Annotated in this window: 14 protein-coding genes; 11 read left to right on the forward strand and 3 right to left on the reverse strand. The window is 65.3% G+C overall.

Features of this window, described 5'->3' with window-relative positions; genetic code table 11:
* Positions 1–4: 4 nt before the first annotated feature.
* Genes QW861_RS13705 through QW861_RS13730 form a run of 6 tightly spaced genes read left to right on the forward strand, consistent with a single transcriptional unit; the run spans position 5 to position 7,537 of the window.
* A complete protein-coding gene (locus QW861_RS13705; RefSeq protein ID WP_316172472.1) occupies positions 5–2,851 on the forward strand; it encodes a bifunctional transaldolase/phosoglucose isomerase in 2,847 nt (948 codons plus the stop codon).
* Positions 2,852–2,865: 14 nt separating this feature from the next.
* A complete protein-coding gene (gene gnd, locus QW861_RS13710) occupies positions 2,866–3,903 on the forward strand; it encodes a phosphogluconate dehydrogenase (NAD(+)-dependent, decarboxylating) (RefSeq protein ID WP_315718007.1) in 1,038 nt (345 codons plus the stop codon).
* Positions 3,900–5,423 carry a glucose-6-phosphate dehydrogenase gene (gene zwf / locus QW861_RS13715; RefSeq protein ID WP_316172473.1) on the forward strand — a complete coding sequence of 508 codons (1,524 nt, stop codon included), beginning with the start codon at positions 3,900–3,902 and terminating at the stop codon, positions 5,421–5,423. The genes gnd and zwf overlap by 4 nt, the downstream gene beginning before the upstream one ends.
* A gap of 2 nt (positions 5,424–5,425) precedes the next feature.
* Positions 5,426–6,175: a 6-phosphogluconolactonase gene (gene pgl, locus QW861_RS13720; RefSeq protein ID WP_316172474.1), complete on the forward strand. Its 750-nt coding sequence runs from the start codon at positions 5,426–5,428 to the stop codon at positions 6,173–6,175.
* A gap of 22 nt (positions 6,176–6,197) precedes the next feature.
* A complete protein-coding gene (locus tag QW861_RS13725) occupies positions 6,198–6,692 on the forward strand; it encodes a gluconokinase (protein WP_316166626.1) in 495 nt (164 codons plus the stop codon).
* Between the two features lie 20 nt (positions 6,693–6,712).
* The gene (locus QW861_RS13730; protein ID WP_316172475.1) at positions 6,713–7,537 is read left to right on the forward strand and encodes an HAD family hydrolase; all 825 of its coding nucleotides are present in this window, start codon (positions 6,713–6,715) and stop codon (positions 7,535–7,537) included.
* Between the two features lie 11 nt (positions 7,538–7,548).
* On the opposite strand, the gene QW861_RS13735 is transcribed toward QW861_RS13730, so the two are convergent.
* Together QW861_RS13735 and malQ are read right to left on the reverse strand one after the other, a co-directional pair.
* Positions 7,549–9,360, reverse strand: coding sequence for a glycoside hydrolase family 15 protein (locus QW861_RS13735; RefSeq protein ID WP_316172476.1), 1,812 nt, complete (start codon positions 9,358–9,360; stop codon positions 7,549–7,551).
* Between the two features lie 41 nt (positions 9,361–9,401).
* Positions 9,402–11,354 carry a 4-alpha-glucanotransferase gene (malQ, locus tag QW861_RS13740; RefSeq protein WP_316193229.1) on the reverse strand — a complete coding sequence of 651 codons (1,953 nt, stop codon included), beginning with the start codon at positions 11,352–11,354 and terminating at the stop codon, positions 9,402–9,404.
* A 355-nt stretch (positions 11,355–11,709) separates the two neighbouring features.
* Here malQ and treS point away from each other — a divergent pair, with 355 nt between their 5' ends.
* From treS to treY, 5 genes are read left to right on the forward strand one after another with little or no spacing between them, the layout of a single operon-like run.
* Entirely contained in the window at positions 11,710–15,015 is a 3,306-nt protein-coding gene (treS, locus tag QW861_RS13745) for a maltose alpha-D-glucosyltransferase (RefSeq protein ID WP_316193163.1), read from the forward strand.
* On the forward strand, positions 15,012–17,150 hold the full coding sequence (gene glgB, locus QW861_RS13750; protein WP_316193164.1) for a 1,4-alpha-glucan branching protein GlgB: 2,139 nt from the start codon (positions 15,012–15,014) through the stop codon (positions 17,148–17,150). Before treS ends, glgB begins: the two co-directional genes overlap by 4 nt.
* A 4-nt stretch (positions 17,151–17,154) precedes the next feature.
* A complete protein-coding gene (gene glgX / locus QW861_RS13755; protein WP_316193165.1) occupies positions 17,155–19,230 on the forward strand; it encodes a glycogen debranching protein GlgX in 2,076 nt (691 codons plus the stop codon).
* Complete coding sequence (gene treZ, locus QW861_RS13760; RefSeq protein WP_316172479.1) at positions 19,227–20,993, forward strand: malto-oligosyltrehalose trehalohydrolase; 1,767 nt, start codon at positions 19,227–19,229, stop codon at positions 20,991–20,993. The genes glgX and treZ overlap by 4 nt, the downstream gene beginning before the upstream one ends.
* Position 20,994: 1 nt before the next feature.
* A complete protein-coding gene (treY, locus tag QW861_RS13765; protein WP_316172480.1) occupies positions 20,995–23,796 on the forward strand; it encodes a malto-oligosyltrehalose synthase in 2,802 nt (933 codons plus the stop codon).
* On the opposite strand, the gene QW861_RS13770 is transcribed toward treY, so the two are convergent.
* Entirely contained in the window at positions 23,797–24,108 is a 312-nt protein-coding gene (locus QW861_RS13770; protein WP_316172481.1) for a polyhydroxyalkanoic acid system family protein, read from the reverse strand. It lies immediately after the preceding gene.
* Positions 24,109–24,133: the final 25 nt, after the last annotated feature.

Consider the following 24,133-nt stretch of genomic DNA (forward strand, 5'->3'; position numbering starts at 1 on the left):
CATCATGAATCCGGTCAAAGCTCTCGAAGAACACGGCCAGGCGGTCTGGCTCGATTTCCTCGCACGCGGCTTCGTCGCCAAAGGCGACCTGAAGCGGCTGATCGATGAGGATGGCGTCAAGGGCGTCACCTCGAATCCCGCGATTTTCGAGAAGGCGATCGGCAGCTCCGATGAATATGACGCGCCGATCGCCACGGCGCTGAAGAACGGCGATCGATCGCCGACGCAGCTGTTCGAGGCCGTCGCCGTCGAGGACATCCAGAATGCTGCCGACGTGCTGCGGCCGGTCTACGACCGCTTCGATGGCAATGACGGCTTCGTCAGCCTCGAAGTCTCGCCCTATCTGGCGATGGACAGCAAAGCGACCATCACCGAGGCCGAACAGCTCTGGAAGGCGGTCGACCGCAGGAATCTGATGATCAAGGTGCCGGCGACCGACGCCTGCCTGCCGGCCATCCAGCACCTGATCTCCAAGGGCATCAGCGTCAACATCACCTTGCTGTTTTCGCAAGACGTCTACCGGCAGGTCGCCGAAGCCTACATTGCCGGCCTCGAGGCCTACGTCGGCGCCGGCGGCGATCCGTCGCATGTCGCCAGCGTGGCGTCGTTCTTCGTCAGCCGCATCGACAGCGTGGTCGACAAGCAACTGGACGAGAAGATCGCCCAGGCCAACGATCCCTCGGAGAAGGAGCGGCTGGCGGCGCTCAAGGGCAGGATCGCCATCGCCAACGCCAAGATGGCGTATCAGGATTACAAGCGGCTGTTCGCAGGCGCGCGCTGGGAGCGGCTGGCCGAGCAAGGCGCCAAGCCGCAGCGGCTGCTCTGGGCCTCCACAGGTACCAAGAACAAGGATTACAGCGATGTCCTCTATGTCGAGGAGCTGATCGGGCCGAACACCGTCAACACTGTGCCGCCGGCCACGCTGGACGCCTTCCGCGATCACGGAGAGGTGCGCGACAGCCTGGAGGAAGACGTCGATGCCGCCCAGGCCGCCCTGGAGGATCTGGCGAAGACCGGCATCTCGCTCGACGACATCACCGCAGATCTCGTGGTCGACGGCGTCAGGCAGTTCGCGGACGCCGCCGACAAGCTCTACGGCGCGGTTGCGCACAAGCGCGCCGTCGTGCTGGGGACAGGACTTGGGCAGCAGACGATCGCCGTTGCTGCTGATCTCGAGAAGAAGGTCGCCTCCGCGACCGAGGACTGGCGCAAGGACGCCAGGATCCGCCGGCTCTGGCACAAGGATGCGACGGTCTGGACCGGCCATGACGAGCACAAATGGCTGGGCTGGCTGACCAGCGCGGAGAAAGCCGATATCGCCGATTATGAGGACTATGCGCAACGGGTGAAGGGACAGAAGTTTTCCGACGCCGTGGTCCTCGGCATGGGCGGCTCCAGCCTCGGGCCGGAAGTGCTCGCCGAGACGTTCCCGCGCAGGGCCGGCTTCCCCAGGCTGCACGTGCTCGATTCCACCGATCCCGCGCAGGTGCGCGCGATGGAGAAGGCGATCGACATCACCCGTACGGTGTTCATCGTCTCCTCGAAGTCGGGCGGCACCACCGAGCCGAACGCGATGAAGGACTACTTCTTCGCGCGCGTCTCCGAGGCGATCGGGCCGAAGAAGGCCGGCCATCGCTTCATTGCCGTGACCGATCCCGGCTCGTCGCTGGAGAAGGCGGCCAAGGCGCAAGGCTTCGCCCGCATCTTCCACGGCGAGCCGACCATCGGCGGCCGCTATTCGGTGCTGTCGCCGTTCGGCCTGGTGCCGGCCGCCACCGCCGGCATCGACGTGCGCAGGCTGATTACGCAGGCGCTGTCAATGGTGCGCTCCTGCGGGCCCGACGTGCCGCCGCTGCAGAACCCGGGCGTTCAGCTCGGCTTGGCGATGGGTCTCGCCGGCCTCGAAGGCCGCGACAAGATAACGATCTTCGCCTCGCCCAAGATCGCCGATTTCGGTGCCTGGGCCGAGCAGTTGATCGCGGAGTCCACGGGCAAGGAAGGCAAGGGCCTCATCCCGATCGATGGCGAGCCAGTCGCCTCGCCCGAGGTCTACGGTCATGATCGCTTCTTCATCGACATCAGGATCGGCGGCGACGACGTGGCCGGCCATGATGCAAAGCTCGCCGCGCTCGAGGAGGCCGGCCATCCGGTCGTGCGCATCGTCATGAAGTCGATCGACCAGCTCGGCCAGGAATTCTTCCGCTTCGAAATGGCGACCGCCGTTGCCGGCGCCGTGCTCGGCATCAACCCGTTCGACCAGCCCGACGTCGAATCGGCCAAGATCAAGACCCGCGAACTGACGGCGGCGTTCGAGCAGAGCGGCGCGCTGCCGGCCGAGGAGCCGGTGGTCTCGATCAAGGGCTGCGAGCTCTACACGGATGCACAGAACGTCGAGAGCCTGCGCGAGCATGGCGCCGACGGCACGCTCGCGTCCTGGCTGAAGGCGCATCTCGGCCGCGCCGGCGACGGCGACTACATCGCCCTGCTCGGCTATATCGACCGCAACGCAGGCAATATCGACACGCTGCAGCGGATCCGGCTGAGGCTGCGCGATGCCAAGCACCTCGCCACCTGCGCCGAGTTCGGTCCGCGCTTCCTGCACTCGACCGGCCAGGCCTACAAGGGCGGCCCGGACAGCGGCGTGTTTCTCCAGATCACGGCCGACGATGCCCAGGATCTGCCGATCCCCGGGCAGAAGGCGAGCTTCGGCGTGATCAAGGCGGCGCAGGCGCGCGGCGACTTCGACGTACTCACCGAGCGCGGGCGTAGGGCTCTTCGGGTCCATCTCAAGGGCAATCTGAAATCGGGCCTGAAGATGCTCGACAGCGCGATCAGTGAAGCGCTGAGCTAGGAAGGGCATCGTCGATGCAATTGGGAATGATCGGTCTCGGGCGGATGGGCGGCAACATCGTGCGCCGCCTGATGCGCGCCGGACACGCCTGCGTGGTCTATGATCGCGACGCAAAGGCCGTCGCCGCGCTGGTTTCCGAGGGCGCCACCGGCGCCGCGAGCCTCGAGGAGTTCGTCGGCAAACTCGCCCTCCCGCGGCACGCCTGGGTCATGCTGCCGGCCGGCAAGATCACGGAAGCCACCGTCGAGCAGCTCACCAAGCTGATGAGCCGAGACGACGTCGTCATCGACGGCGGCAACAGTTTCTGGCAGGACGACGTCCGCCGCGGCAAGGCGCTCAAGGAGCGCGGTCTGCACTACGTCGACGTCGGCACCTCCGGCGGAGTCTGGGGCCTCGACCGCGGCTACTGCATGATGATCGGCGGCGACAAGCCGGTCGTCGACCGGCTCGATCCGATCTTCGCGACGCTAGCGCCAGGCATCGGCGACATCCCGCGCACACCGGGCCGTGACGGCCGCGACCCGCGCGTCGAACAGGGCTACATCCATGCGGGGCCGACTGGCGCCGGCCATTTCGTCAAGATGATCCACAACGGCATCGAATATGGCCTGATGCAGGCCTATGCCGAGGGCTTCGACATCCTCAGGAATGCGAACAGCGCGGCGCTGCCCGAGGCGCATCGCTTCGACTTCGATCTCGCTGACATCGCCGAGGTGTGGCGCCGCGGCAGCGTCATTCCGTCCTGGCTGCTCGACCTCACCGCCAGCGCGCTCGCGCGGCAGCCCGGTCTGGAGAAATATTCCGGCTATGTCGAGGATTCCGGCGAGGGCCGCTGGACCGTGAATGCGGCGATCGACGAAGCGGTGCCGGCCGAGGTGTTGACCGCCGCCTTGTTCGCCCGTTTCCGCTCGCGCCAGGAGCACACCTTCGCGGAAAAGATTCTCTCGGCGATGCGCGAAGGCTTTGGCGGGCACAAGGAGCCTGAACAGCACCCAGACCCGGCGCGCCAGAGCGCGCCCGAGATCGTCAAGCCCAGGGACGACCGCGCGTGACCCCGCTGCATCCGCACCAGCCGCAACATCAGAAGCCTGACGCTTGCGCCTTCGTGATCTTCGGTGTGACCGGCGATCTGACCCATCGGCTCGTCTTGCCATCGCTTTACAATCTCGCGGCCAATCATCTGCTGCCGGACAGGTTCTGCATCGTCGGCATTGCCCGCAAGGGCATGTCGAGCGAGCAACTGCGCGACAATCTCATGGAAGGCCTACGCAAATACGCCACACGCCCGATCGAGGATGAGATCGCGCAGCGCCTGTTGCAATGCGTGACTGCGATCGAGGCCGATCCGAAGGAGCCGGAAAGCTTCGATCAGTTGAAGGCGAAGCTGGAAAAGCTGGAAGCCGCGCGGGAGACCCACGGCAATCGGCTGTTCTATCTCGCGACGCCGCCGAGCGCCTTTGCGCCGATCGCGCAACAGCTCGGGCGCGTCGGGTTGCTGCGCGAGGACGGCAAGGCTTGGCGCCGCCTCGTGGTGGAAAAGCCGTTCGGCACCGACCTCGCCTCGGCCAAGAAGCTGAACGACGAGCTTCTGCAGCTCGTGACCGAGCACCAGATCTACCGGATCGATCATTACCTCGGCAAGGAGACGGTGCAGAACATCCTGGTGCTGCGTTTCGCCAATGGCATGTTCGAGCCGATCTGGAACAGGCATCACATCGACCACGTGCAGATCACCGTCGAGGAGAAGCTCGGCGTCGGCACGCGCGGCAGCTTCTACGACGCGACCGGCGCGCTGCGCGACATGGTCCCCAACCATCTCTTCCAATTGCTGTCGCTGGTGGCGATGGAGCCGCCGGCACGGTTCGATGCGCATACCGTCCGCTCCGAGAAGGCGGAGGTGCTGTCGGCGATCCAGCCGTTGAGCGAACGGGAGGCGCTGCTCAATTCGGTGCGCGGCCAGTACACGGCTGGCATGATCGGCGACGCCGAGCTGCCCGACTATCTGAGGAGCAAGGACGTCCGCCCCAACAGCACCACCGAGACCTATGCCGCCTTCAAGCTCACGATCGACAATTGGCGCTGGGCCGGCGTTCCGTTCTATCTGCGCACCGGCAAGGCGCTCGGCGCCAAGCGCACCGAGGTCGCGATCAAGTTCCGCCAGGCGCCGTTCGCGATGTTCAGTTGCACGCCGATCGAGACCTTGGCCGAGAACTATCTGGTCATCGGCATCGAGCCGACCCAGAGCATCACGCTGCAGTTCAACACCAAGGTGCCCGGCCCCACCATCCGCACCGATGGCGTGCAGATGAAGTTCAATTACAAGGACTATTTCCAGGCCGAGCCCGCCACCGGCTACGAGACGCTGATCTATGACTGCATGATCGGCGACAACATCCTGTTCCAGCGCGCCGACAGCGTCGAGGCCGGCTGGAAGGCCGTCGAGCCGTTCATCGGGGCGTGGAAGAAGGCCGGCCGCGATGGCCTGCATTCCTACGCGGCCGGCAGCGAGGGACCTGAGGCGGCGGCCGATCTCCTGGCCCGCGACGGCCGCAGCTGGCGCAAGCTGGTTTAGCCGTGGTCGGGCCGCAGAACCGCAAACTCGTGCGAGTCGCGGACCAGGCGACGATGGCGAGGGTCGCGGCCGAACATCTCCTGGCCCGCATCGACGCAAATCCGGGGACCATAGCCGTCTGCCTCACCGGGGGATCGAGCCCGAGGCAGCTTTATCAGCTGCTGGCGACGGACGCCTATCGCGAGCGGATTGCATGGCCGCGCGTGCACTGGTTCATCGGCGACGAGCGCTATGTTCCGGCCGGAGATCCCCTGCACAACATGACCATGGCCCGCCACGCGTTCCTCGATGCCTGCGCGCCGGCCGCCAACATCCACCCGATCGCGACCGATAGGTCGGACCCGGAGGCCAGTGCCCGCGACTATCAGCGCACGCTGGAAGCGTTCTACGGCGCCGGGCGGCTCGCCCCCGCGCGGCCGCTGTTCGACCTTGTGCTGCTCGGCATCGGCCCCGACGGCCATGTCGCGTCGCTATTCCCCGGTTTTCCCGCCGTTGATGTCGCCGATCGCTGGGTCGTCGGCGTCGACAAGGCTCACGTCGCTCCCTTCGTGCCGCGGATCAGCCTGACCTTGCCTGCGCTCGCCTCCTGCCGAACCATGCTGTTTGAGATCGCCGGTACCGACAAGCGCGCGATCATGACGCGGGTGCTGGCCGGTGAGGACCTGCCGGCCAATCGCGCCCGCTCAAATCGGGAGACGATCCTGCTCATCGACAGCGAGGCCTGGCCGGAGGGGCGAAGTGGCGACATCTGACCTGCCCCATGCGCTCGTCATCATGGGCGTGTCCGGCTCCGGCAAGAGCACGATCGGGAAAACATTGGGGCAACGCCTCGGCTGGCGCTTCGAGGATGGCGACAGCTTTCACCCGCCCGCAAACGTCGCCAAGATGAGCGCCGGCCACCCGCTCACGGACGAGGATCGCTGGCCCTGGCTGCAGGCGATTGCCCAGGAGATCGCGCGTTGCCGTACTGCGGGCCAGCACATCATCATCGCCTGCTCTGCACTCAAGAAGGCCTATCGCGATATCCTGGTCGGCGGCTGTAACGATGTCCGCATGGTCTATCTCCAAGGCAGTCAGGAGCTGATCGGCAGACGGATGAGCCATCGCAAGGGGCACTTCATGCCGCCGGGCCTGCTCGCCAGCCAATTCGCCACCCTGGAACCACCTGACGCCGCCGAGCGTCCCATTACAGTCTCGGTCGACGCGCCAGTCGCGGCGATCGTGGACGACATCATGCAACAGCTTCACGCCGGTCGGGGCTGCGCCTGACCCGCGAACAGGAAGGGCTCATGACCCGCATCGCTCTCGTCGTATCCGACGTCGACGGCACGCTGCTGACCAAGGACAAGGTTCTGACCGAGCGGGCCGCGAAGGTGGCGCGACGGCTGCACGAATGTGGCGTCGCCTTCACGCTCACCTCGAGCCGCCCAGCGATCGGAATGCGCTTTCTGATCGAGCCGCTGCAGATCAGCCTTCCGGTCGGCCCGTTCAACGGCAGCTCGATCATCGACGCCGATATGCGCCCGCTCGAGCAGAGCCTGATCCCGCCCGCCGCCGCCGCGCGCTGCGTCGATCTTCTCCAACAATCCAGGGTCGACATCTGGGTCTTCACCAATGATGCCTGGCTGACGCGCAATCCGGACGGCGAATACGTCCCGAACGAGCGGCGCGCGATACGCGCGGAGCCGACGATCGTCGACGATTTCTCCCCCTATCTGTCGAACGCCTGCAAGATCGTCGGCGCCAGCAGCGATTTCGAGCTGCTGGCGCACTGCGAGAGCCAGATGCAGCAGACGCTGGGGACCGAGGCGACGGCGGTCCGCTCGCAGAGCTACTATCTCGACATCACTCCGCCCGGGCGCAACAAGGGCACCTTCGTCACGGCGATGGCCAAGCGGCTCGGCGTTCCGCTCGACCAGGTCGCGACCATCGGCGACATGCACAATGATGTCGCGATGTTCGAGGTGAGCGGATTGTCGATCGCCATGGGCAATGCCAGCGACGAGGTGAAGAGCAAGGCCAAGCGCATCACCACGTCCAATCAGGACGAAGGCTTTGCCAATGCCATGGAGATGATCCTGGCGGAAAACGCGCAAGGCTCATCCGCAAGCTGACGCGCGGCAGCTCAGGCTCCCGACCGCTGCCTTGCGGGTTTGTCGCTGGCCTTCTTGGCGCTGCTCAGATTTTGCGCCGTGTTGATCAGCGCGATATGGGTCAGCGCCTGGGGAAAGTTGCCGGTCTGCCGCCGTGCCTCGGTGTCGTATTCTTCGGCCAGCAGTCCAACGTCGTTGGCGATGTTCACCACGCGGCGGAACAGCGTCTCGGCCTTCTCCGTATCGCCCGCCAGGACATGGGCGTCGGCCAGCCACAGCGTGCAGGCCAGGAACGCGCCTTCGATCGGCTGCTGCTCGTCCGGCGGGACCTCGCGCGGATCGTGCCGGAGCACGAAGCCGTCCCGCAGCAGATGCTCCTCGATCGCGTCGACCGTGCCGCGAATGCGCGAATCGGAGCACGGCAGGAAGCCGACCGCCGGCAACAGCAGCAGGCTGGCATCGAGCAGCCGCGAGCCATAGGACTCGACGAAGCTGCCGAGGCTTTCGTCGTAGCCCTTGGCGCAGACATCGCGATGAATCGTCTCGCGCAGCCGCCGCCAGCGCTCCAGCGGCGCCTTGAACCCGAATTTCTCCGCGCTCTTGATCGCGCGATCGAACGCCACCCAGGTCATCACCTTGGAGAACACGTAGTGACGGCCATCGCCGCGGCGTTCCCAGATGCCGTGGTCGGGCTGGTCCCAGACGTCGGTGAGATGGTCGAGCACCGCGCATTCCAGGTCCCAGGTGCCGTCGTCCAGCTTGAGCTTGGTCATGCGGGCCTGATGGAAGGCATCCATCAGCTCGCCGTAGACGTCGAGCTGGAGCTGCGCATGCGCGGCATTGCCGATCCGCACCGGCTGGGCACCCTCGTAGCCCGGCAGCCACTCGGCCTCCCACTCCATCAGCCGCCGCTGGCCCATGATGCCATACATGATCTGCATGTAGGCGGGAGCGCCCGCCGCGGCGCGCAGCAGCCAGTTGTGCCAGGCCAGCGCTTCCTCGGTGTAGCCTGAGTTCATCAACGCGAGCAGCGTGAACGTCGCGTCACGCAGCCAGCAGAATCGGTAGTCCCAGTTGCGCCGGCCGCCGAGCTTCTCCGGCAGCGAGGTGGTCGGCGCCGCGACGATGCCGCCGGTCGGCGCGTAGGTGAGCGCCTTCAAGGTGATCAGCGAGCGCATCACGAGTGCGCGATGCTCGCCCTGATGGGTGCAGCGCCGCGACCAGTCGGCCCAGAACGTTTCGGTGTCATCCAGCGCCTGATCCGGATCGATCGCCTTGGGCGCCGGCAGATGCGACGGACCGTAGGTGAGCACGAAAGGCACGGTTTCGCCGGCAGCGACCTCGAACTCCGCCACCGTGGTCATGTCCGCGCCGCGGGTCGCGACGGGCGTATGCAGCACCGCCATGTCCTGGCCGCAGATGGCGAGCAGCGCGGAGCGATCCTCGGAACGCTTGACCCAGGGAATCTCGATGCCGAACCCGAAGCGGATGATCAGCTCCATCCGCATGGCGACCCGGCCGGAGACGCCGCGGACCAGCCGAACGACATCGGAGGCCCTGCCCCGCGGCGGCATGAAATCGATCATCTCGACGGTGCCGGTCGCAGTTTCGTATCGTGTCTCAAGGATGAGGCTGTCGCCGCGATAACGTCGAGACGTCGATCGGACGACGCCGCGCGGCTCGATCAGCCAGCGGCCGTGGCTGCGATCACCCAGCAGGCCGGCGAAACAGGCGTCGGAATCGAACGCCGGCCAGCACAGCCAGTCGATCGACCCGTTCCGGCTCACCAGGGCAGCCGTCTCACAATCGCCAATCAGGGCGTAGTCTTCGATCCTGCAGGACATTTGGCATCCGCGTGCAACTGCCCCCCAGCAATCCCCCCGTTCTAAACGCCGGCCGGGCTGATCCGTTCGGCGGTCGCCGCCTTCAACGCCGCGACGCTGGTCGCACCGGCGATGTCCTCGAGCTTGATCGGCATCTTGCGGCGCCAGTTCGGATGCTCGTCGATCGTGCCGGGAATATTGGGCTGATCGACCACCTCCAGCAGATCCTCCAGGGAAATCACCAGCAGCCGGGACCGCGTCCGCGACAGGAAGGCGATCGCTGAGTGGACGTCGTTGGCTTGAATGCCGTGTTGGCGGAGCACCTCGTCCCAGAGCCCCAACGCATCCCAGCGATCCTGGTCGCTTTCACCGGGATCGATGCCCAGCCCGCGTTTGGTCTTGAGATCGCCGAACGAGCGCCAGCCGGCGTAGGTCGAGAGGTCGTGGGTATTCAGCGTCACCAGCGCGTTCGGCGGATAGAAGTCGACATCGCGGAAGCGGCCGTTGTCGTCGCGTTCGAAGATCATCACCTTGTAGGACCACAATCCCCAATCGGCCATCTGTTCGCGAAAGCCCTCCGGCACGGTGCCGAGATCCTCGCCGATGACGATGCATTCATTGGCGACGCTCTCGATGACGGTCGCGGCCAACAGCGCCTCGAACGGCATCTGCACGTACGCGCCCTGCTTGGCCGGAAATCCGTGCGGCACCAGATAGAGTCGCTTCAAACCGAGCACATGGTCGAGCCGGATCGCGCCGGCATGCCGCATCGACGCCCGAACCATCTCCCGGAACGGCTCGAAATTCTTCAGCGCCAGTCCGGGCGCGTTGAACCCGGCGAGCCCCCAGTTCTGCCCGACCGTGTTCAAGGGATCGGGGGGCGCCCCAACCGAGAGCGTGCGCGAAATGGCGCCCTGCTCGTTCCAGGCATCGAAGCCGTCGGATTGAACGCCGACCGCGACGTCGAGATACAAGCCGACCTTCATTCCCAGCCGATGCGCGAGATCCCGGCAATGGCGCAATTGTCGCTCGGCGAGCCATTGCACATAGGCGATGAACTCGGCCTCCCTCCGGTCGGGGCCGCTGAGCAGCGCCGCGCAGCGCGCAGCATCGGGCTGCCGCCACTCCTCGGGCCAGTCCCACCAGGGCTTCTGGAAGCGATGCCGCAACACCTCGAAGCAGGTGAAGCGGGCCAGCAGCTCGCCACGCTCGGCCCGATAGGCCTTGAACTCCGCAGCGGCCGCGGCGTCGGGCGCAGCCATGAAAGCGTCGAAGGCGGCACGCAGGGCCGGCCATTTCAACGCCGCCACACCCTTGTAGTCCACCAGCTCGGCCTGCCGCAGCGGCTCCAGCACCTTGCTGCCGGGCCCCTTCGCGAAGCCCGGGGCCTGCTCGACATCGACATAGAGCGCATTCAGGAACAGCCGGCTGTTCGGCGCATAAGGGCTGAAATCGCCCGGCCGATCGTCGAACAGCGCGTGCAACGGATTGAGGCCGACGCCATCGGCGCCGAGTTCGGCGCAAAGCGTGATGAGATTGGCAAGGTCGGTGAAATCGCCCATGCCCCAGTTGCGGCCGGATCGAATGCCGTAGAGCTGGACCGCCAGCAGCCAGACGCGGTCGAAATCACCGGCGAAGGCCTTCGCCGGTGCGACGAGCAGCGGCAGCTCCTCGCGGTACGACGACGCATCCACCAGCTCGAGGCGGTAGCTGCCGACCGGCAGATCACCCGGCCACTCGACCAGGGCCTCGCCGGCGTCTCCCTTCGCGATCTCAGCGTCGCCACGCCTGATGGTCCACCTGACCGGCAGCTTCGCCGCCTCGGTCAGGCGGCTGCGCGCGGGCTGCCCAGAGCGAATCACCACCGCATCGCTCAGCAGCCGATGCGGCGTGGGCCGGGGAAAGGCCTCCACGATGATCTTGAGGGCCGCTTCGTCGGTCACACGACGGTGCCCCTGACCATCGTAGAATTCTGTCAGGATTCCGAGACTATGGGCTTCGCTGTAGAGATCCATTCGGCACGCGATCTGGACGTAACGGCAAGTCGTACGTCGTAAAATTGTTGTGGGACGGCAAGAGGATAAGCCCCTAACGCCGCGGCAAGGCCGTCGTTCCCCGGGGAACAAAACGAGCCTTGCGGCTTTGTAATTGGGGTCGTCTCGGTTTCTAGCGAACCGGGACGCCGTTTTATTGTCAATGGCATCACCGTGAACAAATTTGCGCACACGTTCGAGAGCGTCGCCCTCAAAGACGCTTTCTCCCCTATTCTGCCCTCTTTTGAGGAGAGCCGCATCTGTCGAGGCCGAGACATCTTTCGAGACGCCTCCGATCGCAGCCGCATCATCATCCTCTCTCCTAGGTGAGGGCCTCATGAACCTGATGTCATCCCTGGATTCGCCCAGCCTGCAGACCGAGCCCGACGGCGACGGTCTCTGGTACAAGGACGCGATCATCTATCAGCTGCACGTCAAGGCGTTCGCCGACAGCAACAATGACGGCGTCGGCGACTTCGCCGGCCTGACCGACAAGCTGGACTATCTGCAGGACCTCGGCGTCACCACGCTGTGGCTGTTGCCGTTCTACCCCTCGCCCGGCCGCGACGACGGTTACGACATCGCCGATTACGGCAGCATCAATCCCGATTTCGGGACGATGAAGGAGTTCAAGCGCTTCATCCAGGAAGCCAAGCGGCGCGGCCTGCGGGTGATCACCGAACTCGTCGTCAACCACACCTCCGACCAGCATCACTGGTTCAAGCGCGCCCGGCGCAGCCCGCCCGGCTCCAGCGCCCGCAACTGGTACGTCTGGAGCGACACCGACCAGAAATATCTCGGCACCCGAATCATCTTCACCGATACCGAGAAGTCCAACTGGACCTGGGATCCGGAGGCCGGCCAGTTCTACTGGCACCGCTTCTTCTCGCACCAGCCGGACCTCAACTTCGACAATCCACGCGTGGTCAACGCGATCGTCCAGGTGATGAAGCGCTGGCTCGATGCCGGCGTCGACGGCTTCCGGCTCGACGCCATTCCCTATCTCTGCGAACGCGACGGCACCAACAACGAGAACCTCCCGGAGACGCATGCGATCATCAAGCGCCTGCGTGTCGAGCTCGACAGTTACGCCAAGGATAAGCTGCTGCTGGCCGAGGCCAACCAGTGGCCCGAGGACGTGCAGGAGTATTTCGGCCAGGGCGACGAGTGCCACATGGCCTACCACTTCCCGCTGATGCCGCGCATCTACATGGCGATCGCCCAGGAGGACCGCTTCCCGATCACCGACATCCTGCGCCAGACGCCCGACATTCCCGCGACCTGCCAATGGGCGCTGTTCCTGCGCAATCATGACGAGCTGACGCTGGAGATGGTGACCGACGTCGAGCGCGACTATCTGTGGTCGACCTACGCCAACGATCCGCGTGCGCGCATCAATGTCGGCATCCGCCGCCGCCTCGCGCCGCTGATGGACAACGACCGGCGCAAGATCGAGCTGATGAACTCGCTGCTGATGTCGTTCCCCGGCACGCCGATCATCTATTACGGCGACGAGATCGGGATGGGTGACAACATCTATCTCGGCGACCGCAACGGCGTACGAACGCCGATGCAATGGACGCCCGACCGCAATGGGGGCTTCTCGCGCGCCGACCCGGCGCGGCTCTACGCGCCGATGATCATGGACCCGGTGTACGGCTACGAGGCGGTCAATGTCGAGGCGCAGTCGCGCAGCCTGTCGTCGCTTTTGAACGCCACCAAGAAGCTGATCTCGGTGCGCAAGTCGACGCTGGCCTTCGGCAGGGGCACCATGACCTTCATCCGCCCGGCCAACCGGTCGGTTCTGGCCTATGTCCGCCAATACAAGGACGAGGTCATCCTCTGCGTCGCCAACCTGTCGCGCTCGGCGCAGGCGACCGAGCTCGATCTCTCGCCGTTCAAGGATCGCGTCCCGATCGAAATGCTCGGCCGCTCGCGCTTTCCCGCCATCGGCGAGCTGCCTTACATGATCACGCTCGCGCCCTACGGATTCTACTGGTTCCAGCTCAAGGAGCGCGAGAAGTCGGAGCCCATCATCCAGCGCGCGGTACCGGAGTTCGAGACGCTGGTCGTGCCGCTCGGCTCGACCTGGGTATCGCTGGCTCGCACTCGCAGCGTGTTCGAACGCGACGTTCTGCCCGGTCATCTGGCGCGCGCACGATGGTACCCCGAGCGCTCGGCGGACGCGATCCATCCGACGCTGACCTCGGCGATCCCGTTCTGCGACATCGGCGACAACCGGCCCTGGCTGATCTTCTTCAAGGCCGCCGAGCGCGACGAGAAGCGGCGCTATCTGCTGCCGATGCAGATCGAGTGGGTGCGTTTCGATCGCGATCGCTACAATCCGCAGGCCTTCGCCGCCGTGCGCCAGGGCGCCCGCGAGGGAACGCTGCTCGATGCAGCGACGAGCCCGATCTTTCTTGCGCTGCTCCTGCACAATCTGAAGCAAGCGTTGACGGTCGAGGAAAACGGGGTGCGCCTCGAATTCCGGCCGACGTCGCGGTTTCCCGACAAGCAGATCCGCGAATCGGAACAGGTGCGCGTGGTCGAGACCGACCGCTGCAGCAGCAAGGCGGTGGTCAACAACGAGTTCTTCATCAAGCTCCGCCGCGAGCTGGAGGCTGGTCCGCACCCGGAGATCGAGATCGGCGGTTTCCTCACGGAAACCGTAGGCTTCGCCAATGTCCCGCCGCTGCTCGGCAGTGTCGAGGTGATCCAGGAGGGCGAGCGGCAGACCGTCGGCTGCGTCCACGGCTTCGTCGAGAACCAGGGCGACGGCTGGACCGTCAGCGCCGCCTATCTCGATCGCTACGTCGACGACCAGCGCGTGTTCGCCGCGAGCGGCGACGAGCGGCAGAGCGAGGAGCTGTCGCCCTATCTGCGCTACATGGCGCAGGCAGGCCGTCGCGTCGGCGAGTTGCATGCGGCGCTCGCCTCGCGCAGCGACATCGTCGATTTCGCGCCCGAGCCCACGAACGCAGATCATCTCGATCACTGGATCGACCGGCTGCGCGGCCAGGCTGACCGGATCCTCACGGGCCTGAGCGAGCGCCGCGATCACCTCAAGGATCCGGAACGAGGGCTGGTCGACCAGGTGCTCGCCAGGCGCGGCGAGCTGTCGGAGCGCCTCAGCAGCCTGATCCCGCACTATATCGGCGGCTGCGACATCCGGCTGCATGGCGATTTCCATCTCGGCCAGATCCTCATCGTCAAGGACGACATTTTCATCATCGACTTCGACGGTGACGAGGAGCAGCCGCTTGCCGAGCGTCGGCGCAAGGCGCCGCCGGCGCGCGACATCGCAGGCTTCCTGCGCTCGATCGATTGCTCGGTCCGCGTCGCCCAGGAGCGCGCCCTGAGGGCGAGCCAGGACGATCACGGCCGTATCGCCGCCGCGCTGTCGGAATGGCGCGACCAGGCCGCGACCGCCTTCTTGGCTGGCTATCGCGAGATCAAGGCCAGTCAGCGCCTCTGGCCGGACGATCCGCATACGGCGGAGGCGCTCCTTAACTTTTTCATGCTGGAAAAAGCCCTCGGAGCGCTCGAATATGATCTGGCTCACCGGCCGGACTGGTTGCGCATCGCATTGAGCAACCTGCTTCGCGTCCTGTCCGAGCCAGCATCAGCCAGCGAGTCCTCATGACCCATCTTTCTCCCGAGGCGTTTGCGATAATCGAAGGTCGGCATGCCGACCCGTTTCGCTATCTCGGTCAGCACAATGTCGACGGGCGGGCCGTCGTGCGCGCGTTCCTGCCCGAGGCCTCCCGCGTCGAGGTGGTCGGGGAGCACGGCGACGTCGTCGCGCTGACGCGCATCCATGATGCCGGCCTGTTCACCGGGACCATGCCCTCGCTGCAGCGCTATCGGCTTCGGGCGACATTCGGCGACCACGTCACCGACCTCGAGGATCCTTATCGTTTCCTGCCGATCCTGAGCGACTTCGACCTGCATCTGCTCGGCGAAGGCAATCATGAGCGGCTCTATGACAAGCTCGGCGCGCATCCAATGGTGCTCGACGGCGTCGACGGCGTCGGATTCGTCGTGCTCGCGCCGAACGCGCGTCGCGTCAGCGTGGTCGGCGATTTCAACTTCTGGAATGCGCGGCGCCACCCGATGCGGGTCCGCGGCAACGGCTACTGGGAGCTGTTCATTCCCCGCGCCAGGGCCGGCGACCACTACAAGTTCGACATCATCGGCCCGCAGGGCGAGCACCTGCCGCTGAAATCGGACCCGATGGCCTTCGCGGCCGAGATGCGTCCCAAGACCGCATCGATCGTGGTCGACGAGTCCAGCCTGCCGCGACCTCGGCCCGCGCCGCATGACATCAACAAGCTGAACAGGCCGGTCTCGATCTATGAGGTGCATCTCGGCTCGTGGCGGCGCAAGGACAATAACCAGTGGCTGACCTATCGCGAACTCGCCGAGCAACTGCCGGCCTATGCACGCGACATGGGCTTCACGCACATCGAATTCCTGCCGGTCAGCGAGCATCCGTTCGACGGCTCCTGGGGCTATCAGCCGACCGGCCTGTTCGCGCCGACCAGCCGCTTCGGCAGTCCTGAGGACTTCTGTGCGCTGGTTGATGCGTGCCACCGCGAGGGCCTCGCGGTGTGGCTCGACTGGGTGCCGGGCCATTTCCCGGATGATCCGCACGGCCTCGGCCATTTCGACGGCACCGCGCTGTACGAGCACGCCAACCCGATGCAGGGCCGGCATCTCGACTGGGGCACGCTGATCTACAATTACGGCCGCACCGAAGTCGCCAATTTCCTGCGCTCGAACGCGCTGTTCTGGCTGGAGCGCTACGGCATCGACGGTCTGCGCGTCGACGCCGTAGCCTCGATGCTCTATCTCGACTACAGCCGTCCGTCCGGTGGCTGGATTCCGAACAAATATGGCGGGCGCGAGAACCTCGAGGCCATCGAGTTTCTGCGCCGGACCAATATCGACGTGTTCGGCCATTTCCCGCAGGCGACGACGGCTGCCGAGGAATCCACGGCGTGGCCGCAGGTGTCTCGCCCGGTCGACATGGGCGGGCTCGGTTTCGGCTACAAGTGGAACATGGGCTGGATGCACGACACCTTGCGCTACATCAGCAAGGACCCGATCCACCGCAAATATCACCACGGCGAGATCCTGTTCGGCCTGCACTACGCCTTTTCGGAAAACTTCATCCTGCCGCTGTCGCATGACGAGGTCGTGCACGGCAAGCGCTCCATCCTTGGCCGGATGCCGGGCGACGACTGGCAGCGTTTTGCCAACCTGCGTGCGTACTACAGCTTCATGTTCGGGCATCCCGGCAAGAAGCTCCTGTTCATGGGCTGCGAGCTCGCCCAGGAGCGCGAGTGGAATCACGATGCCTCGCTCGACTGGCATCTGCTCGGCGACGCCAAATATGCCGGCATCCAGGCCCTGATCCGCGACCTCAACCACCTCTACCGCAACGTGCCGGCGCTGCATGAGCGGGACTGCGAGCCGGACGGCTTCGAGTGGTTGATGACCGACGACTCCGACCGAAACGTCTTCGCCTGGGTGCGCAAGGGCTTCGATGAGCACGCGCGCTGCGTCGTGGTCGTGAACTTTTCGCCCAACGTGTATTACAATTACCGGGTCCGCGTGCCGTTCGGCGGCAGATGGAGGGAAGCTTTCAATTCCGACTCCCTGCATTATGGCGGCAGCAATGTCGGCAACGTCGGCCAGGTCCATGCCTCTGAAGAACACCAGCTCAACCTCATCCTCCCGCCCATGGCAGCGGTATTTCTCCTCCCGGAAGCCTGACGCAATGCGCCTGGCCGCTGGAAGCCACGCCCGTCTCGGAGCAACCTGGGACGGACGGGGGACCAATTTTGCCCTGTTCTCCGCCAATGCCGAGAAGGTCGAGCTCTGCCTGTTCGACAGCCAGGGCCGGCGCGAGATCGAGCGCATCGAACTGCCGGAGCGGACGGAGGATGTCTGGCACGGCTATCTCAACGATGTCTCGCCGGGGCAGCTCTATGGCTACCGTGTCTACGGTCCTTACGAGCCGGAGCAGGGCCACCGCTTCAATGCCAACAAGCTGCTGCTCGACCCCTATGCCAAGCGGCTCGCCGGCCGGCTGGTCTGGAGCGACGCCCATTTCGCCTACCGCGCCGGCTCGCCGCGCGAGGATCTCTCGTTCGACCGGCGCGACAACGCCCGCGGCATGCCCAAGGCTGTCGTCATCGACGAGACCTTCAACTGGGGCCGGCGCGAAATGCGGCCGCAGATCCCGTGGGAGGACACGATCATCTACGAGGCCCATGTCAAGGGCCTGACCAACAAGCGCGACGACGTCCCACCCAATCTGCGCGGCACCTATGGCGGGCTGTCGTCGCCGGCGATGATCAAGCATCTGAAGCGGCTCGGCGTCACGACGATCGAGCTGCTTCCCATCCACGCCTTCATCGACGACCGCATGCTGGTCGAGAAGAAGCTGGTCAACTACTGGGGCTACAACACGATCTCGTTCTTCGCGCCGGAGCTTCGCTACGCGCAGGACAATCCGCTCGATGCCTTCCGGACGACGGTGGCAAGGCTGCACGATGCCAGCATAGAGGTCATGCTCGACGTCGTCTACAACCATACCGCCGAGGGCAACCATCTCGGACCCACCCTGTGCTATCGCGGCATCGACAACGCGTCCTACTACTGGCTGAAGCCCGACAATCCGCGCTTCTACGACGATTTCACCGGCTGCGGCTCGTCCGTTAACCTGACGCATCCGCGTGTGCTCCAGATGGTGATGGACTCGCTGCGCTACTGGGTCGAGGTCTGCCACGTCGACGGCTTCCGCTTCGACCTTGCCACCACCCTGGCGCGCGAGAAGCACGGCTTCGACCGGCGCAGCGGCTTTCTCACCGCGATCCGCCAGGACCCGGTGCTGGCGAGCGTCAAGCTGGTCGCTGAGCCCTGGGACGTCGGTCTCGGCGGCTATCAGGTCGGCGCATTCCCCTCGCAATGGTCCGAATGGAACGACCGCTATCGTAGCGCCATGCGTCGCTACTGGAGTGGCGAAGGCAGCCTGATCGGCGAGGTGTCGAGCCGCATGACCGGCTCGTCCGACATCTTCAACCATGACGGCCGCACCCAGCGCGCCAGCGTTAATCACGTCACCGTCCATGACGGGTTCACGCTGGCCGATCTCTTCAGCTACAACAGCAAGCACAATGAAGCGAACGGCGAGGACAATCGCGACGGCTCCAACGACAACCACAGCAACAATTTCGGTCATGAGGGGCCGACCGACGACGTGACGATCACGGCGCTGCGGCGGCAGTCGCGCAAGAACCAGCTCGCCTGTCTGTTCCTCGCACAGGGCCTGCCGCTGCTGCTCGCAGGCGACGAGGTCGGCAACTCGCAGCATGGCAACAACAACGCCTATTGCCAGGACAACGAGGTCGGCTGGGTGGACTGGAGCGGCATGGGCCGCGAGGGCGATGATCTCATCGACTTCATCGCGCACATGACCGAGCTGCGCCGCCGCTTCGGCCAGATTCGCGCACGCCGCTGGCTCGATGGCCGCCGCCCGGACGGCAGCTTCGGCGTGCTGTGGCTGACGCCTTCGGCGGAGGAGATGACGCAAACCGACTGGACCTTTCCCGACGGACGATTTCTCGCCTATGTGCTCGCTCCGGTGGAACAGGAACAGGCTCCGATCTTTATCGTTCTGAACGCGGCCCCCGAAGAGATCGGATTCAAATTGCCCAAGCTTGCCGAGTACAAGACGTGGCAACAGGTCCTGAACACCACCGAAGCCCAGCAGACGCCGATCGATTTCGCGTCCGGTGCGGACCTCAAGGCCCCGTCCCGCTCCGTGCTGGCGTATGCGGGCCAGTCATGAACGGCCGTCAATTCGGACCTCGGCTCACGCAGGACGGCACGACGTTCCGGCTGTGGGCGCCCGCCGCCAGGCGCGTCGATCTGATCCTCGACGTCAAGCATGAGATGCAACGCGGGGATGGCGGTTGGTATTCGCTCGACGTCGCCGGCGCCGGCGCCGGCACGCGGTATAAGTTCCGTATTGACGATGAGCTCGACGTTCCAGATCCCGGCTCGGATTTCCAGCCGGAGGATGTCTCCGGCCCGAGCGAAATCATCGACCACCGTGCCTACACCTGGCGCTCCGAAAACTGGCGCGGTCGTCCATGGCAGGATGCCGTGTTCCTCGAAAGCCATGTCGGCACCTTCACGACGGAAGGCACCTACCGCGCAATGATCGACAAGCTCGATCATCTCGTTGAAACCGGCATCACCGCGCTCGAACTGATGCCGCTGGCGGACTTCGCCGGCTCCCGCAACTGGGGCTATGACGGCGTGCTGCTCTACGCGCCGGACAGCGTCTATGGGCGTCCCGATGATCTGCGCGCGCTGATCGACGAGGCGCATCTGCGTGGCATCATGGTGTTTCTCGACGTCGTCTACAATCACTTCGGCCCGGAGGGAAACTACATCGGCCGCTATGCGCCGACCTTCTTCACCGACGCGCATACGCCGTGGGGCAGCGCAATCGACTACCGGCTCTCCGAAGTGCGCGCCTTCGCGATTCAGAACGCGTTGCATTGGCTGACGGACTATCGCTTCGACGGCCTGCGCTTCGACGCCGTGAATCACATCCTGTCCAACGAGGGTGAGATTCCGATGCTGCACGATCTCAGTGCCGCCGTGGGCAAGCTGGTCGAAGCAACCGGGCGGCACATCCATCTCGTGCTCGAAAACGGCGACAACCGCGCCAGCATGTTGGATTCCGCAGAGGAGCCGCCGCGCGGCAAATTTCGCGCGCAGTGGAACGACGACTATCATCACGCCTGGCACGTGATCCTGACCGGCGAGAGCGGCGGCTATTACGGCGACTACCAGCAGGCGCCGCGCCGCGATCTCGCTCGCGCGCTCGCCTCCGGCTTCGTCTACCAAGGCGAACCCGCGGCATTCTGGGGCGGCGATCCGCGGGGCGAGCCGAGCGGTCATCTGGCCCCCGGCGCGTTCGTCAACTTCCTGCAGAACCACGACCAGATCGGCAACCGCGTGTTCGGCGACCGCCTGGAGGCGCTGGCGTCGCCGGAAGGGATCGCGGCGGCACTCGCGGTGACGCTGCTCGCGCCCACCGTCCCGATGCTGTACATGGGCGAGGAATGGGGCTCGAAGCAGCCGTTCCCGTTCTTCTGCGACTTCCAGGGCGACCTCGCGCATGCCGTGCGCAACGGACGCCGCAGGGAGTACGAGTGGGCGTACGCCAAATATGGCGACGAGGTTCCCGATCCGCTCGACATCGAAACCTTCCAGTCCGCAATCATCGACTGGGACTCCCGCAATGAGTCGCCGGGGCGCGAGCGTCTCGCGCTGGTGCGCGCGCTCCTTGCGGTGCGTCACAAGGAGGTTGCGCCGCGGCTTCCGGGAGCGAAATTCGGCGAGGCGGACGTGACCGATGACGGTCGCCTGAGCGCGCATTGGCTGATGGGCGATGGCAGCCGGCTAAATCTGCTTGCCAACGTCTCCGACAAGGAGCTCGCGGCTTCGCCGACCGGCGTCCCGGGCACCCCGATCTGGGGCGACACGCCTGGAGACCGCCTGCCGCCGTGGTCGGTGTTCTGGAGCATCGGGGGATAGCATGCCTCCGGCCATTCCCCTCGCGACCTATCGCCTGCAGCTCACGGGTGATTTCAACTTCGAATCGGCCGCACGCGTCTTGCCATATCTGAAGGCGCTGGGCATCAGCCACGTCTACGCTTCGCCCTTCATGACGGCGCGGAAGGGCTCGACGCATGGCTACGACATCACCGATCATTCCAAGCTCAATCCCGAGCTCGGCGGCGAGGACGGCTTTGCGAAACTGAGCGCGGCGCTGAAGCAGTACGATCTCGGCCTCATCCTCGACTTCGTGCCGAACCATGTCGGCGTGCATTTCGACGACAATCCGTGGTGGCTCGACGTGCTCGAATGGGGCCAGGCTTCGCCGCACGCCGCCTCGTTCGACATCGACTGGGACCAGTTGCCGTACCGCGCGCGCGGCGGCGTGCTGCTGCCGATCATCGGCACCTCCTACGGCCACGCGCTCGAACATGGCGACATCGAGCTGCGCTATGACCCGGACGAAGGCTCGTTCTCCTGCTGGTACTTCGAGCATCGGTTGCCGATCGCGCCGGAGCGCTACGGCGAGGTATTGCGCATCATCGTCAAGGAGGCCGGTGAGGAGAGCAGCGAGGCCGGCAAGGCGATTCTCGACCTGGCGTCGCGCTATCGCGGCTTGCGCCATCCGAACCGCAAGGAAGCGCCGGCGTTCAAGGCGGCCCTCAAGGCCATTCCCGGCGCGGCCGACGTCATTGCCCAGGGGATCGCGGCCTATAAGGCCGGCCCCGACCGTGGTGCGCAGACGCTCGCTCTGCATCATCTGCTGGAGCGACAGCACTACAAGCTCGGCCATTGGCGGCTTGCGTCCAGCGACATCAACTACCGCCGCTTCTTCGACGTCAACACGCTGGCGGGCCTGCGCGTCGAGGACGCCGGCACGTTCGAGGCTATCCACCGGCTGGTCAAGAAGCTGATCGCGGATGGTCAGTTGCAGGGTCTGCGGCTCGACCATATCGATGGCCTGCGCGATCCCGCACAATATTTTCAGCGCCTGCGCCGGCTGATCCGCGACGCTCGGGGGCCCGCAGCCGGGCCGTTCTACGTCGTCATCGAGAAGATTCTCTGCGAGCACGAGAAGCTGCCGGGTTTTGCCGGCGTGCACGGCACCACCGGCTACGAGTGGATGAACGTCATCACCCAGGTGCTGATCGACGGCAAAGGTCTGGAGCCCTTGGACGAGATCTGGCGCCAGATCAGCAACAAGCCGCCGAAGCTCGCGCCTGTGATCAAGGAGGCCAAGCGGCGCGTGCTGGAGACGCTGCTGACCAGCGAGTTCACCGTGCTGACCCGCCTGCTGGCGCGCATCGCCAACGGCCACTACTCGACGCGCGACTATTCGGAAGACATCCTGCGCCAGGCGCTCGAGCTGTATGTTCTTCACTTCCCGGTCTATCGCACCTATCTCACCACAGCCGGCCCGACCGAGACCGACCGCAAGCTGATCGACCACGCCATCGCAGGCGCCCGGGCCGAATGGTTCGCCTCCGACGGCTCGATCTTCGAGTTCCTGCGCGATGCGCTGACCATGGATCTCATCAAGCGCGACCGCAGCACCAACCACAGCGTCCCGCGTGTGCGCCGCTTCGCCCTCAAGGTGCAGCAGCTCACCGGGCCGATGATGGCGAAGTCGCTGGAGGACACCGCCTTCTACCGCTTCCACCGACTGCTCGCGCTCAACGAGGTCGGTGGCGATCCAGCGGCGCATGCTCTGGCGATCGCCGACTTCCACAAGCTGATGCGGGACCGCGGCAGGCATTGGCCGCACGGCATGACCGCCACTGCTACCCACGACACCAAGCGCGGCGAGGATGCGCGCACGCGGCTCGCCGCCATCACCGAGCTGCCCAACGATTGGACGTCCGCAATGGCGCGCTGGAAGACCTTGAACGCGCCGCACGTCATCACGGATGGCAAGATGCGCGCGCCCTCGGCGGCGTTCGAATACATGCTGTATCAGACACTCGTCGGCATCTGGCCGGCAAGCGGCACCGATGGCACCCTGCCCGAGCGGCTGCAGGCCTATGCGCTGAAGGCCGCGCGCGAGGGCAAGGAGGAGACCAGCTGGCTCAATCCGAACGAGGCCTATGAGAACGGCCTGCGCGCCTTCATCGACCGCATCCTGGATCGCGAGCGCTCGCCCGAGTTCCTGCAGTCGCTGGAGACGCTTTCCAGGCGACTCGCTTTGCTCGGCGCGCTGAACTCGCTGACCCAGCTCACGCTGAAGGCGACGATGCCCGGCGTGCCGGATTTCTATCAGGGCACCGAGTTCTGGGACCTTTCGATGGTCGATCCGGACAACCGCCGCCCGGTCGATTTCGCCGCGCGTGAGCACGCGCTGCGTGCGTGCGAGACTCCCGACTGGGCCCACCTCGCGGACCATTGGCCGGACGGCCGCATCAAGCTCGCCTGGACGCGGGAGCTGCTGAAGCTTCGCAACCAGATGCCCGCCGTGTTCACCGACGGCTCCTACGAGCCGCTCGAGGTGAGCGGACGTCATGCCGATCACGTCATTGCCTTCGCACGGCGGCGTGGGCGGGACGCCGTCGTCGTCGTCACTGTGCGCAACTTTGCACCCTTCACCGACGGTGGCCGGGTGTGGCCCCACGCAGATGGTTTCGACGCCGAGGTTCATGCCCGCGGCTACATACCGGCAGACATGCAGGACGGCATCCTGGCGGTGTCCTCCATCTTCACGCATTTGCCTGCAGCGGCGATCCCGGCGCGGACCGACGCGGCAGCCCACCCGCCTGGTCGACGTCGGACAGCAGCGGCGCCGACCTGATCAGCTCTTCTTCGTCAACAGCAGCTGGCCGCGGCTGCGGATCGCGGATTGCGCCACCTCGGCAAAGCGCTGCAGCAGCCAGGGCAGCACGACCTCGACACGCACGTGATCGTCGGCGACGTCGACATGGCCCGAGGCCGCCTGACCGAGCGCGCGAACGCGAAAGATCATCTTGTCGCCCTCCCAGCGCTCTTCGTCGACCTTCAGGACCGGAACGCTGGTCGCGGCGCGGCTGAGACCGGCCTGGAGCCGGCGCACGGCCTCGTCCTTGCCGAGGCGATGCGGAATGGAAACGACAAGCGGTCTTGACATCGCGATCTCCTGACTAACAACCCTC

This window comes from Bradyrhizobium sp. SZCCHNRI1029 (assembly GCF_032487555.1).
Taxonomy (GTDB): domain Bacteria; phylum Pseudomonadota; class Alphaproteobacteria; order Rhizobiales; family Xanthobacteraceae; genus Bradyrhizobium.